The sequence below is a fragment of the Paenibacillus sp. JJ1683 genome, assembly GCF_053006485.1.
Window position 1 is genome coordinate 4,561,782 of record NZ_CM129820.1, and the last position, 14,213, is coordinate 4,575,994.

General features: G+C 47.1%; 11 protein-coding genes. 3 read left to right on the plus strand and 8 right to left on the minus strand.

The window, feature by feature from the left end:
* Positions 1–31 precede the first annotated feature (31 nt).
* Genes ACUC6J_RS19575 through ACUC6J_RS19590 form a run of 4 tightly spaced genes read right to left on the minus strand, consistent with a single transcriptional unit; the run spans position 32 to position 3,418 of the window.
* Complete coding sequence (locus tag ACUC6J_RS19575) at positions 32–763, minus strand: sugar phosphate nucleotidyltransferase (RefSeq protein WP_016820067.1); 732 nt, start codon at positions 761–763, stop codon at positions 32–34.
* Positions 760–1,551, minus strand: a complete 792-nt coding sequence (locus tag ACUC6J_RS19580; protein ID WP_016820066.1) for a glycosyltransferase family 2 protein — start codon at positions 1,549–1,551, stop codon at positions 760–762. The genes ACUC6J_RS19575 and ACUC6J_RS19580 overlap by 4 nt, the downstream gene beginning before the upstream one ends.
* Positions 1,548–2,483 carry a glycosyltransferase family 2 protein gene (locus tag ACUC6J_RS19585; RefSeq protein ID WP_016820065.1) on the minus strand — a complete coding sequence of 312 codons (936 nt, stop codon included), beginning with the start codon at positions 2,481–2,483 and terminating at the stop codon, positions 1,548–1,550. Before ACUC6J_RS19585 ends, ACUC6J_RS19580 begins: the two co-directional genes overlap by 4 nt.
* A complete protein-coding gene (locus tag ACUC6J_RS19590) occupies positions 2,480–3,418 on the minus strand; it encodes a glycosyltransferase family 2 protein (RefSeq protein ID WP_016820064.1) in 939 nt (312 codons plus the stop codon). Before ACUC6J_RS19590 ends, ACUC6J_RS19585 begins: the two co-directional genes overlap by 4 nt.
* A 556-nt stretch (positions 3,419–3,974) precedes the next feature.
* Here ACUC6J_RS19590 and ACUC6J_RS19595 point away from each other — a divergent pair.
* A complete protein-coding gene (locus ACUC6J_RS19595) occupies positions 3,975–5,753 on the plus strand; it encodes a M4 family metallopeptidase (protein WP_016820063.1) in 1,779 nt (592 codons plus the stop codon).
* A 166-nt stretch (positions 5,754–5,919) separates the two neighbouring features.
* On the opposite strand, the gene ACUC6J_RS19600 is transcribed toward ACUC6J_RS19595, so the two are convergent.
* Complete coding sequence (locus ACUC6J_RS19600) at positions 5,920–7,533, minus strand: response regulator (RefSeq protein WP_447250309.1); 1,614 nt, start codon at positions 7,531–7,533, stop codon at positions 5,920–5,922.
* Between the two features lie 181 nt (positions 7,534–7,714).
* The gene (locus tag ACUC6J_RS19605) at positions 7,715–8,305 is read right to left on the minus strand and encodes a sensor domain-containing protein (RefSeq protein WP_330720913.1); all 591 of its coding nucleotides are present in this window, start codon (positions 8,303–8,305) and stop codon (positions 7,715–7,717) included.
* A gap of 281 nt (positions 8,306–8,586) precedes the next feature.
* Here ACUC6J_RS19605 and ACUC6J_RS19610 point away from each other — a divergent pair, with 281 nt between their 5' ends.
* Positions 8,587–10,596 (plus strand): serine hydrolase, encoded by a 2,010-nt coding sequence (locus ACUC6J_RS19610; protein ID WP_447249313.1) that lies wholly within the window; start codon positions 8,587–8,589, stop codon positions 10,594–10,596.
* Between the two features lie 141 nt (positions 10,597–10,737).
* Here the strand turns inward: ACUC6J_RS19610 and ACUC6J_RS19615 are convergent, their stop codons facing one another.
* Together ACUC6J_RS19615 and ACUC6J_RS19620 are read right to left on the minus strand one after the other, a co-directional pair.
* Positions 10,738–11,523: a WIAG-tail domain gene (locus tag ACUC6J_RS19615; RefSeq protein ID WP_447249314.1), complete on the minus strand. Its 786-nt coding sequence runs from the start codon at positions 11,521–11,523 to the stop codon at positions 10,738–10,740.
* A 114-nt stretch (positions 11,524–11,637) separates the two neighbouring features.
* Positions 11,638–12,801 (minus strand): glycosyltransferase family 4 protein, encoded by a 1,164-nt coding sequence (locus ACUC6J_RS19620; protein WP_031462151.1) that lies wholly within the window; start codon positions 12,799–12,801, stop codon positions 11,638–11,640.
* Positions 12,802–13,007: 206 nt separating this feature from the next.
* Here ACUC6J_RS19620 and ACUC6J_RS19625 point away from each other — a divergent pair, with 206 nt between their 5' ends.
* Positions 13,008–14,135 carry a YheC/YheD family endospore coat-associated protein gene (locus ACUC6J_RS19625; protein ID WP_031462152.1) on the plus strand — a complete coding sequence of 376 codons (1,128 nt, stop codon included), beginning with the start codon at positions 13,008–13,010 and terminating at the stop codon, positions 14,133–14,135.
* Positions 14,136–14,213 lie beyond the last annotated feature (78 nt).

The window sequence follows — 14,213 nt, forward strand, 5'->3', positions numbered from 1 at the left end:
CCTGGCCCGGCTGGATGGTGTTTCATTGAAATCAAGGTAGAAGTCCCTTCATTTTCACTCCAGCTTCCTGAAGGGAATCGAAGGTTCCTGCGTCGCTCCAGTAGCGCCGTAAAATATCATATTCCAGCTTGCCTTCAGCAGCATAACAGTTATTAACATCGGTGATCTCAAGCTCACCACGTGCTGAAGGCGTTATCTCCCGGATCTTATCGAATACGGCAGTATCGTACATATAGATACCCGTAACGCAATATTTGGACTGGGGATGCTGCGGCTTCTCTTCAATCCGCGTAATGCTCTCCGGGCGCTCGGGATCAAACACGGGTACCCCGTAACGACGGGCATCTGCCACCTTTTTCAGCAAGACTCTGGCACTCCCCGGTGGCTGTTGTTTGAAGCGTTCGATGACAGGTCCCAAGTCTTCCTTGAACAAATTATCACCTAATAAAACAGTGAACTTCTCCTCTGACTGCATGTAGCTTCTTGCCAAATCGAGTGCTTCCGCAATGCCGCCCGCTTTTTCTTGAATCCGGTATGTCAATTGGACACCATAATTACTGCCGCTGCCTAAAAAATCAGTGTACAGTCCGGCCGATTGTTTACCAATAATAATGAGCATATCGGTAATCCCCGCTTGTCGCAGCCTTTCAATACCATATACGATCATCGGATACTTGCCGACCGGAAGCAGATGCTTGTTGAGTAATGTAGTCAACGGATGAAGGCGCGACCCGGTTCCTCCTGCGAGAATAACCCCTTTCATATCTTCCTTCCTCCTTCGACAGCATGTTCAGTGCATGGGATTCCCGTTTCGATAAACACTCTGGGATCTACGCTCCATTTTTCTATAAATAATCGATAATTCCGCTCGATCAGCTCTTTGAGCCAGGAAGATTCCGAGCGCGAAAAGCTCGCATTTCCCTGGTGATAGACAAAACAGTCATTGCACATTAGCAGCTTGTAGCCATGCACGCGTGCACGCAGACAATAGTCGTCATCCTCATAATGTCCGGGGCTGAACCGTTCATCCAGCAATCCGATCCGTTCCATCAGCTCACGCCGGAATAACAGGCAAAACCCGACCAACCGCTTGACCTCTTGCCATCTGGAGGGATTACTTGCATTATTCTGCTCCGCATACCTCAGACAGCTGGCCATATCTCCTTCTATTCCGTGAATCTGCTGAATACCGCTGACGTAATTCGTCACCGGTCCCACCAATCCCACTGTGCTTTCACTATGCAAAGCAGCCAACATATTCGATAGCCATCCCCGTGTAACCGTCACATCATTGTTTAAAATGACGAATTGGTCACCCGAAGCCAGACGAATTCCTCTGTTACAAGCTGCCGGAAAGCCCCTGTTTTCAGGAAGACGTATGCTAATTAGCCGCTCAGATGCGCAAAAATCATCCGTCCCGTCATTCGAAGCGTTGTCCACAACAATAATTTCATACGGTGCATCTATGGTATGTGTTCGAATCGCCTCGATACACGGTTTTAATAAATGCAGGCCATTATAAGTCGGAATAATGATGCTCGTCAGACTCATCGTGCATTCCTCCCTTTGGCAACGTCTACCCGTGTTGGAACAGGCCCTAACGGAGAATACCCGGCTACCTGAAACACGGCCGTCAGCGCCTCTGCATGATCGCCGATAATTAATTGCTCCATAGCGTTCCCTTTCCCGACATTGAAGGTCCGCTTGCGGTTTGTTTTAATCACATCGACAGCATGTACGGCTGCCACGATCATGCCATGCAGAATCGCCATCGCATGGGCCTTCGGCGGTACCGCAAGCACGGCTGGCCCAAGTTGATCCAGCACACGCCGAGATAATGCATGCGGTACAGCGGTCAATGAGCTTGCTCCAAGATCCGACCTGCGCAGTACGCGGTTCAGAAACCCTTTGCACCGTGTTACGCTGTCCTGCTGGGTATAAGGCGGCAAATGTCTGCCCAGATCATTAAGCGCCACATCCGTTCCCTGATCCACCGCTTGAAGAAAAGGCAGCAAATCAGACGCTGGGATCGGCAAATCTCCGTCCACGAACAGCACAATATCAGCCTGCGTCAGACGTGCGCCTACCGCACGGCCAACATCATGCCCCAGACGACCCGGTACGTCGACGAGAGTCGCGCCAGGATGACGTTTGGCTACGGCGGAGCGCGTACCATCCGTACAGCCGTTTAATACGACCACGATATCCGCAAGCGGAAGTTTTTCCAGCTCACCCAGTACCCGGTCAATCGTAGTCTCCTCATTACAGACGCTGACCACGGCTGCTGCGGTCCCCTGCAATACAATATCACTGGAGGCTTCACGTTCCTCAGTCAGATGGACTTCGGGCATTTCTTTTGCCCGAGGTGAGAGTTTTCTCACCCTGCGGCTATGCATCGAAGCCGTCGTTTCTCGTTTTCGCTGTATACGTCTTAGCCCCCAGCCCGGGTCTTCACGCTTTCTTCTACGATATACTCTAGTCACGTTTTCACCTCGTCTCTGATCCGTTTGCGCTCCAAATCTGTATATCCCGCACGTGCTCCCAGACGTGATGTAAGCCAGGCAATAGCATCCAGGTGATCCTGGACAATTACATCTGCCAGCGGGTCCTTGCCGTTCTGTTTTTTACGTGTTGCGTTCATTTTACCGACAGCTATTCCATGTACAGTCACCACTCGCAACCCGGAGACGATAGACATCACTTGAAATAGCGGAGGTTTCTCCAAGGACTTTAGACCTATTTCCTTTAAAGCCTTTTGACTTATGGCGTGTGGAATACCAGTCATAGAGGCTCCCCCTAAATCAGCACGATTCGACAAGATATTCAATACATGCTTTGCCTCAACTACAGGATGTATGGGCGTGCGATTCACAGGTCCATGGTAATCATTCAGCACCACATCCGCTCCTGCACTTACGGCCTGTATAAATGGCCGAAGTCTGACGCAGGGAATGACGATATCACCATCCAGAAAAAGCAGGATCTGTCCGGATGCCGCTTCCGCTCCAATACGACGGCCAACATCATGTCCGAGCGGTTCCGGGAAGGAAAGTACACGAGCCCCCGCCGCCGCAGCCACCTTCGCCGTTCTATCGTGTGATCCGTTCTCAACGACGATAACCTCTGTATGTGGATGGACATGGCGCGCTTCGCGAATCACAGCTCCGATTGTTCTTTGCTCATTCATGGCCGGAATAATGACAGATACGATAATCTTTCCCGCTGATGATGGTTCAGATGGCCGCGCTTCGCCGATTTGTGCCCCTCTCTCCGTTTCGAGTACATCGCTCTTGTCAGAGACTATCGGCTTCTTATCCATGTTCGGCATTCGGTACGGCAGCCACATCTTAGAATGATAATAAGCCCTTGAATGCCGCCTCCGATTAATCTTGAATCCAGCTCTTCCACGCTTTTTCATGCTCCCGTCTCACCTCCCTTGCTGCTGTATAGATGAACAGCATGATTAGGACAGTTCAACATAACCTATGCGGTCCAAAAGCCGTGTGTAACGGCAAGCGTGGAGTCTTTTCGACACAGCAATTTTCGACTTTATTTTACAAAACTTATTATTCCTATTAAATAAATGAGTTTTTAGGGTCTAAAGAATCATTTTGGATAAATTTGTTACATAGATCTTCTCGTCCGTCATTCTCTGTGCTAATATCAGAGCCAGATGATGGGAGTTCGAAAAATCAACTTTTGTTTTTTTTGCATAAGGCAACTTTTTTCCATTATCCGCTTTTATTCCACTATCTTTTTATACGACAGGAAGGGAGGAGTTTGTTACCTTTTTAGGCTACTTGCTTCAAATGCAGTACCCTCTTTTCACGCACGCTTCATGAAAAACACTTCGGTATTTCTCTTCATGTTCCATTCTTCTATTCCAGACGACAACACGACCTACATAAATGGCGTAATGCCTTATTCAAAGCAGGATAATTCGTCCTGACATTAATCGAGGAGAGTGAATTTTTATGAAAAAAGTATGGTTTTCGCTTCTTGGAGGAGCTATGTTATTAGGGTCTGTGGCGTCTGGTGCATCTGCGGAGAGTTCCGTTTCGGGACCAGCACAGCTTACACCGACCTTCCACGCCGAGCAATGGAAAGCTCCTTCCTCGGTATCAGGGGACGACATTGTATGGAGCTATTTGAATCGACAAAAGAAATCGTTACTGGGTGTGGATAGCTCCAGTGTACGTGAACAATTCCGAATCGTTGATCGCACAAGCGACAAGTCCGGTGTGAGCCATTATCGACTGAAGCAGTATGTAAACGGGATTCCCGTATATGGAGCTGAGCAAACTATTCATGTGGGCAAATCTGGTGAGGTCACCTCTTACTTAGGAGCGGTGATTAATGAGGATCAGCAGGAAGAAGCTACGCAAGGTACAACTCCAAAAATCAGCGCTTCTGAAGCGGTTTACACCGCATATAAAGAAGCAGCTGCACGTATTGAAGCCCTCCCTACCTCCGACGATACTATTTCTAAAGACGCTGAGGAGCCAAGCAGTGTAAGTAAAGATACTTACGCCGAAGCAGCTAACAACGACAAAACGCTTTCTGTTGATAAGGACGAGCTGAGTCTTGATAAGGCATCTGTCCTGAAAGATAGCAAAATTGAAGCAGTGGAGGCCGAAAAAAGTTCCATTGCCAAAATCGCTAATCTACAGCCTGAAGTAGATCCTAAAGCAGAACTCTACTACTACCCTAAAGGGGATGACCTGCTGCTAGTTTATGTGACAGAAGTTAATGTTTTAGAACCTGCCCCACTGCGTACCCGCTACATTATTGATGCCAATGACGGCAGCATCGTATTCCAGTATGACATCATTAATGAAGCGACAGGCACAGGTAAAGGTGTGCTTGGTGATTCCAAATCGTTCACTACTACCGCTTCCGGCAGTAGCTACCAGTTAAAAGATACCACACGCGGTAACGGTATCGTGACTTACACGGCCTCCAACCGCCAAAGCATCCCAGGCACCCTTTTGACAGATGCTGATAATGTATGGAATGATCCAGCCGGTGTGGATGCCCATGCGTATGCTGCCAAAACCTATGATTACTATAAATCCAAATTTGGACGCAACAGCATTGACGGACGTGGTCTGCAACTCCGTTCGACAGTTCATTACGGCAGCCGCTACAACAACGCTTTCTGGAACGGCTCCCAAATGACTTATGGAGATGGAGACGGTAGCACATTTATCGCCTTCAGCGGGGACCCCGATGTAGTAGGGCATGAACTTACACATGGTGTCACAGAGTATACTTCGAATTTGGAATATTACGGAGAGTCCGGCGCATTGAATGAGGCTTTCTCGGACGTTATCGGTAATGACATTCAACGTAAAAACTGGCTTGTAGGCGATGATATTTATACGCCAAACATTGCAGGCGATGCTCTTCGCTCAATGTCCAATCCTACTCTGTATGATCAACCAGATCACTATTCCAACCTGTATAAAGGCAGCTCCGATAACGGCGGCGTTCATACAAACAGCGGTATTATCAATAAAGCCTACTACTTGTTGGCACAAGGCGGTACTTTCCATGGCGTTACTGTAAATGGAATTGGCCGCGATGCTGCGGTGCAAATTTATTATAGTGCCTTTACGAACTACCTGACTTCTTCTTCCGACTTCTCCAACGCACGTGCTGCTGTGATCCAAGCCGCAAAAGATCTGTACGGGGCGAACTCAGCAGAAGCAACTGCAGCTGCCAAGTCTTTTGACGCTGTAGGCGTAAACTAAATCATATACACGATCCTCCTCATTTTCTCGTCCATAGACCTTTGCCATTGTGCAACTGTCACTTGGCTCTGCCCATACCATGGACGAAAAATAGGGGTGCAGTGTACAAGTCTGCACCCCTTCCCCCCTTATTTATGGCGCCCCCTCAAAGGGGCGTCCTTTTCTCTTATAAAAGTAATCCTGTATCTCTTGCTTTTTGCACAGCTTCTTCTCGATTGTTGACTCCCAGCTTGTCATAGAGAGTGGAGGCGTAATTTCTTACTGTCCCGTTGGATAGGTAAAGTTTCTCAGAAATTGTTTTATAACGGTTTCCTTGAGATAAAAGATTCAAAACCTCTAGTTCACGTTTCGTTAAGCCATACTCTTCTCCATCTGACCTCGGTCCGACTGACTCTTCTTCATCATTTCCGTCCCACATTCTATGGAACAAATCTTGGTTAATTACCGTGCCTCCCCGATAGACGAGGCGAATCGTTTCAGCCAGTTCACGCGATTCTATGGATTTCAGCAAATAGCCGTCAGCGCCGCTTCGCATGATTTCCTTCGCCCTCTCTGTATCCTGAAACGTTGACAGGATGAGGACGCGAATGTCAGGCCATGTCTCCTTGATTATTTGGGTTGCACGAATCCCATCCTGATTGGGCATCTCCAAATCCATTAATATTAAATCCGGATTCAGGCTTCTGCACAATTCCACAGCCTGTTCCCCATCTTCGGCCACCCCCACCACCTCTAGGTCCTCCTGTCTGTCCAAGATGGTATGGAGACTGTCTCGGATAAACGAATGATCATCGACGATACACAAGCGGATTCGTTCATCGGACAATTGTACCAGTCTGGGTAACACGCATGAAATGAACGTCCCTTCGCCTTTTTCGGAGTATACAGTGACTCTTCCTTGTAACTGTGTCGCACGTTCTTTCATTGCAGTTAATCCGAAGCCATCCTTCCACTCCTCCACTCCGCCGCCATTATCCTGCACATCCAATCTCGTCTGTTGCGGTTCAAAATGCAGTGACACAATGATTTCAGTGGATTGTCCATGGCGCACGGCATTAGTCAGCGATTCCTGCAAGCTCCGATAGAACGTCATTTTCGCTTGTTTGGAGACTATGTACTCTTCCCCTATTATTCGAGTGCGTACATTTACTTGTGCATGTTTCTGGAACTCCTCTGCTAATTGTTGCAAAGTAACAGTCAAGGGAAGTGATTCTTGTGGTGAATCTATTTGATGCAAATAGGCTCTCACTTCCTCCATACTGTTACGGGCCAATTGCAATAATGAGTCGATTTTTTGCTCTCCATCTTTTGTCGCTAATTCCGTACGCAATATTTCCAACCCCATAATGATCGAGGTATAGGAATGCCCCATCGTATCATGCAAATCTTTGGAAAGTCTATCGCGCTCCTCCAACAAAGTAATCTGCTCAATCTGAGATAGGTACTGTTCCAGCACAAGCTTCTGATTGCGAATAACTTCATTTTGGCGATAATTAGAAACTAGTAAGTGAAAGGAAAATCCCATCGCAAAAGTCAGACCGATTTGTGGGATAATCGCCCATAGATCTGTTCCTGGGGAAAACATTGCAATGAGCAACGGAAACAAAACAACTGTGATAGAACCCGACCAACGGAATGATTTATGAGCACTATTTGCCGCGATCATGAAAGTTGGCATTAAAAATGCAAGATACGCCCCCGGAAATAATAAGGTTAAGTAGAAGCACACTCCGCCAAACAAAACCATCTCAGTAAGCAGATAGTAGCGATAACTGAACATTAAACAAATCCAAGGTACTGAAAATGAGACAACTTCCCAAAGAATGATGATCCAAAGGGGCACAGTTAAATGGTCTTGGTGTTGGATCGTAGTTATCATCAATGAGAACCAGATGACAAAACGTATACAAAGCAATAACCAGTCATACCAGAGCCATTGTTTCCAAGCTGTAAACAAATTATCACTCCTTAATAGCTTTGAACATAGAGCGCGTGTACATTCCAACGATTTGAACTAGGCTCTTTCCAATGCGGGTATTGATCCAGACGAGAATACACCCAGCGATCATGACACTTATAGCCTTTTCCCATGAATCTACAGCGAATCCCAATAAGTATAGCTCAAGATGTTGAAAAAGTATCGGTGTAACGATAAATACGAGTGGAGCTATGTACAATATAACGGCACATATGAGGCTAATCACCCCAATAAAAAATTTCTGCATAAGCCAAAAAACGGCCCTCCAATTGCTACTACTAAGAATTGCTTCTCTCGCTTTCATCCATTTATCCCTTCCACTGTTTGTCCTTGTCAGGATTGGCTCTATTGATATGTCCGTATAAACCTTCGTCTGAATGCGTTCATATTGGACAAACGTGTGAGTTGTTCGCAACACACGCGCCAACAAGGGAATACCCACGAAGATAACCGTCATCGCTAACGCAAATGTAATGCTGACCAAATAAAAGCAAAAATAAAACAGTCCAGATCCGAAGGTAAACAACAAAAAGTAGAAATCTTGCAACCTTTTTCGAGCTGATTCTTTCGTCATTTGATTCTCTCCTACTCTTTATTTTATTTGCTAATACGTTATGATTGCCCTTCGAATCCTAACTTGTTGTCTGTCACATACGGTAGTGTCAAAGTGTCATGATTTGTAGGTCATGACTATAAAACAAGCCGTACTACGCTCTATTTTTGATGTCATGCATTAGAAGACGAAAGATCACTAGCTACTATGACTTGCCGCTTGCTACACTCGGTTCATACACGGGTGAGTCGACAACTCGGTGTGCTGACAAGAACATTGCAATAAAAAAGGAGAGTTCGAAAATGAAAAAAGCAATAAATAAAGCAAGCCTTGCACTGCTACTCATTTCTACCAGCATGATCTCTGCTTGTTCCCAACAATCATTAGAAGTTGGAGAATTAAAACCATCGACATCTACGGCCAATATTCAAATGACGAAAGCTCCCAATAATGCAAAAGAAGTAGAATCTTTTGCTGATCCGTTATTCGCGAAAAAAATGAAGAAGTACAATGTGAACGGTTCAAGTTTTGTCGTCGTCCATGATGGAAAAGTCGTCGTCAATAAAGGGTACGGTTATGCAGATAAAGAGAAGAAGATTCCAGTCAATAAGGACACGGTCTTCCAAATCGCTTCAGTCTCGAAAACTTTTACCGCCTTGGCCGTGATGCAACAAGTCGATAAAGGAAAGCTTAAACTAGATCAAGATGTACAACGGTATCTCGGTGGATTGAAAATACCCAATAAAACAGGAAAAGCCCTCAACTTGTTTGATATGTTGACCTATACCAGCGGCGTAGATTATCCCGATATCACCACGATAACCGGACCCGAATACGTTAATCGAAATATATCTATGAAGGCGTTTATTCCTAAACATATGCCGACAGTGGTACGATCGCCCGGTGAAGCTTATACGTATGACAACTTCTCATTTTTACTCGCAGGATATGCAGTAGAGAATGTTACGGGCATACCTTTCTCACGATATATGGAAAAGAATATTTTTAAACCCTTAGGCATGAAGTCTACCAGTGTGCGCTTTACGCCTGACCTTCTCAAGAGAATGGCTACACATTACAGTCCCACTGGTGATCCTCATCCAACATATGGGCACGCTCCAACTGATGGACCACAAGGAAGCATTTTGTCTACTGGAGAAGACATGTCAAAGTACATGATTATGCAGCTACAGAATGGAAAGTTTGGAGGTAAACAAATCGTAAGTAAAAAAAGCATAGATATGATGCATGCCTACCAAGTTTTCGCAGATAAGACGATTCCTATTGCGACAGTTGGATTTGAGACATATTTCAACGACTTTGCCAACGGTCAACATGTGGTATTAAAAGGCGGAAACATGCCGGGACATTCTTCATTGATGGTTTTGGTGCCTGAACAAAAAACCGCATTTTTCATGTCCTACAATAATGATTCCATGATGAGTCTAGATGTGTACGATGCGTTCATGGATCATTACTTCCCTCGAGCTATCACTGTGAAGAAACCAACGTACCACCAGTTAGAGGAAAAAGAAGCGCAAAAATACGTGGGTCTGTATCAAAATACACGTGTATTCGCGATTCGTACTCACTTTTCCTATGAGAATGGGGCGTTGGTCATGGAAGATGAAACTGCGGGAAAGCAAGTACTCAAAATGATTCACCCATTGTTGTTTGAAGATGCAGAAGGAAACAAGCTCGCTTTCCAGAAAAACAAAGCTGGAGAAATCGCGTACTTTTATTACACCAGTCCTAAAGGTCTAGGCGTTGTAGCTCAATCTCAGAAAATCAATCTCAAACCGTCTTTTGCAGATGTCCCGCAAAAGAGTAACTATAGAAGCCATATAGACAATCTTCATGCTTTAAACATCATGAATGCTAAAACAGGTAATCTATTTAACCCGAAGGGCACGATGACACAAGGGGAATTTGCTGACGCCTTGTTGCTCGCACATGGAGGTTATATTTTCCCAGACGAAATTGAAAAAATCAAGAAGCAACTCAAAGTAGGCATACCAAAATATGATCGTACGACTCCGATTACCAGACAAGTCGCAGCAACCATGATTCAAAACTTGAAGCAGATTCAACCTGACCAAGCCACTCAGGTGAAATTGCTCGACGCTGCAGATGCCTGGGCGGTCCAGTCCATTCAAGCCCTTGCCTCACAGGGAATCGTAGATCCGGATACCATCATCAATACTGATGGCTCCTTTACCTTCCGTCCAAAGAATTTATTGCTGCGTCAAGAAGCGAGCGCCTTGCTCGATTTGGCTTTTGACTATCATGCTTTGCCTATTAAACAGAAGTAAAAAATGCCTTCACCAATTATCTGACTTCCCTTCTAACTTCTCCACCGCGTTGCCGCCTCCGCCCTTATGTAAAAGGCGTCCCATTATGGGACGCCTTTTTCCATTATGAAGTTGATTTGCAACTTATATTCTGGCCTTTGACTAGTGTCCCATCGCAATCCAATGAACCCATCCCTCACATGTCGAACCCGATTGTCTGCGTTCCACTGTAAGCACTGCCGAATACCTCTGTCGCTGGGTAACAGATACGGTTATTCCTGGTAAGCTCGCATTGGCGGTGATTGCATATTGCGTATCTATAAAAGGCATCTCAAACACAACGTTCACTTTGCTTGTAACTTCTTGTGCAGGAAGATAAAAAGAAGTGCTACCAAATTGAGGTGAAGTCACTTCACTGTCAGTAATCCCGTCATCGGTCACTGAGCCATCATGAATGGCATTCCGACCTAATTCTTTTTCAGTCTGAGAAGCTAGATGGTTTTCTTGCTCTAGCAAGCGCATTCGCTGCTTTGGACGCCGTCTTCCTTCCGCAATGTGAATACTGGTTATGGAACAATCCAATAACGAATCTTGCTCGGTCTGACCTTCCGTCTTCATAGATGCCATGTCGTGTTCCGTTCCGCATTCGGTATCTGAGTCAGGTACAGACAACAGCAGCACAGATGCTCGATTCATCTGCATCGCTTCCTCTAGCGTTTTGGGAAGCTTATGCTTTTTCCATGCCGCTTCCTCTACAGCATGAAGCGAGGTATTCTTCTCTACGGGGACAGGTATACTTGCCGTTCCACGCTGAGTGGGTCTGTGACTGCCAGCGCCAGCAGGCGAAACCGTTTTCTCCTTGTTTACACGGGGAGAGGGGACAGTATTGGAATGGTTACGCCGTGCTATTTTTTTATCCTTAGGGCTATGGTTCGTGCGATGGTTCATGATGACCGCTCCTTTGACACAGGAGTGAAACAGCGGTCGCTCCGCTGCATTCACCCAGGTGGGAATCATGGCCTAATGCCTATGCGATAGCCTATGCACGTAACCACGACCACGTCACTCAATTGCACAGTCTGTTACAATTTGAGCCCAGCGTTCTGCAGAGTGCTGCCATAAAAATTGGCTCCGCACCTCCCCCAGCCCGGCTTCTCCCATCCGTTGCCGTAAGTCAGGCTGCTGGAGCAACCTGATGATGGCGTCGGCCATTTCCTGCTCGCCGTGTGACGGATAAACCAACCAGCCTGTCTTGCCGTGTTGTATAACCTCCGGAATACCACCGATTCGTGAGGCTACCACAGGCACGCCTGCCGCCATGGCTTCCAGATTGACCAGCCCGAAGGCTTCAGCTTCTACTGAAGGAACAACCGCCACATCGGCTAACTGATATAACGAGGCCAATGCCGGATGCGGCACATAACCCAGGAAGTGCACATGCCTCGCCAACCTTAGTTTACGTATCTGCCGATGCAATGCTGCGGTGTATGGCGTGAGGCGGTCGTGACCGTAATAGGCACTCCCTGCTATAAGCAGCAGCACGTCCGGACAGGTATGGACGATACGCCGCAAGGCCTTTAGCAACCGATGAACTCCCTTCCCCGGCACCAGTCTGCCTGCATATAACACGATTCGGCGGCCTGACCAGCCGAAATCTTCCAATCGAGCCGACCTGATCGCTTCTGCTGCAGGAGTCCACCGTGGTAGGAAATCGCCAGGATGAATACCCAGCTTGTTGATGACGATGCGCTCTCTGACCGCATCGGGACTGTCAGAAGCCACAACAGCCCCTAAATACGCACTGTTCACAATAATACGATCCAGCGGCAACAGCAGCCTACCCATGTCCTTCCGTTTGAGGTGAGGCTCCCGGATGAACGTGGTGGAATGCAAAGTCAGCACAATTTTGCTATTGGGCAAAGCCTCGCGAATGGCATAAGCAACTGCGGGGCGGTTGTGTACATCTATAACCGCAGGTAACCATCTTTTCAAATCAACGATTACCTCGGGAATATATCCTGCTCCCCGCGTATAGCGCATACAAGGAATTCCGTCAACATCGCCGTGATCCGGTGTTTCTGCCCCTCTTATGCCATAGATCTGTGCCTGAAGCTTATGGCTAGCCAGTGGTACCATACGAGCAATTACCCTCTCCACTGAACTGCTGCGGGACGAAGGTATAACAAAAGAGCCCGGTGTAATGACTGCTACCTTCAGCCTCTGCATCACCTCACCTACTTTCCTTACCTTATTCCTTCACCCTTCAACACTCATCTTGTATCATATCGTCTCTTGCTCTGAAAGGTGCTTGGCTTATGACTTTGGGCATATCGCAAGGCTAGCGTCCATGCCTGGCCGATCTTTGATACATATGATGGACTAGAATCACAATATGGTCAGTTGGATTGACGATAAGGAGGGCGGACATACTCATGTTGCATGTCGGCGTCATGCTCAACCCGGCAACTTACCGGGGCATTCCCGTCATGAGGACGCGATATGAATCTATCGCCAATTACGAGGAGGCCGGGTTAAGCTACGAGCTAATCCCCTGCTTTCTTCGTCTGGAAGATATTCATATATCGACCGGAACGTGCCGGGCTTTTGTTAAAAACGGCAACGAGTATCGGCAGATGACTCTTCCGTTGCCGCCAGTCATCCACAATCGCACTCTCTATCGGCAAAATGAAAATGCCCGCGATATCAACAGGCTGGTACACAAGGGATTCTATATTTTTAATGAACAAAACCGTTTCGGCAAAGACCATATACATGCAATTCTACAGGAAGACCCTCTGCTACATTCCCACCTGCCCAAAACATTGCAAGGCGATCCTTCTTCCATCCGCACCTTGATGGAGCAAACCGGGGATGTTGTAATTAAGCCCAGTAGCGGCAGCGTGGGTAGAGGAATTATGCGGCTGAGGCATTCCAGCGGAAGCTGGACATTGCAATGTGCTCATCCAACGATACCTGGGCGTTGGTCCACACTACGGTTGAATGTCGGAGAACTCCCTTTATTTCTGCATAAGCGACTGATGCGTGTGCCTCATATCATTCAGGAAACCATTCCGCTTGCTTTATGCGACAATCGTCCATTTGATATCCGTGTGACAGTTCAGCGCGGATATGGCGGAATCTGGGGCGTGACAGGCATGTTTGCCAAAATTGCTCCATCCCACACTTTCGTCTCGAATGTAGCCCAGGGCGGCACGGCCCGTTCCCTACCAGAGGTGTTATCACGAACAGAGACGGTGCAGACCTCAAACATAGCCCGGCTGATGAATGAGCTAGAGAGACTCTCATTGCAAATCGTCCACCGATTGGCACAACACCTACCCCGTCTCGCTGATGTCGGACTGGATCTGGGAATTACCCATGAAGGCAAGATTATTTTTATCGAATGCAACGGTCGTGATCAGCGCTATGGCTTTAGCCAGGCAGGCATGAGTAATGTCTGGAAAGAAACATACGCGCAGCCGATGGCTTACGCTCGTTGGCTTCTCGAACGAATGTCTTCGTCAGGCACCGAACGTTCACCAGGCCGTCCCCTGTATTGATTTACGTCACATTCTGTGTCAATATAGTTCAGAGCGGCCGGACAGGTTCCGGCCAAGACGGCTCGGAAATGAACAAGG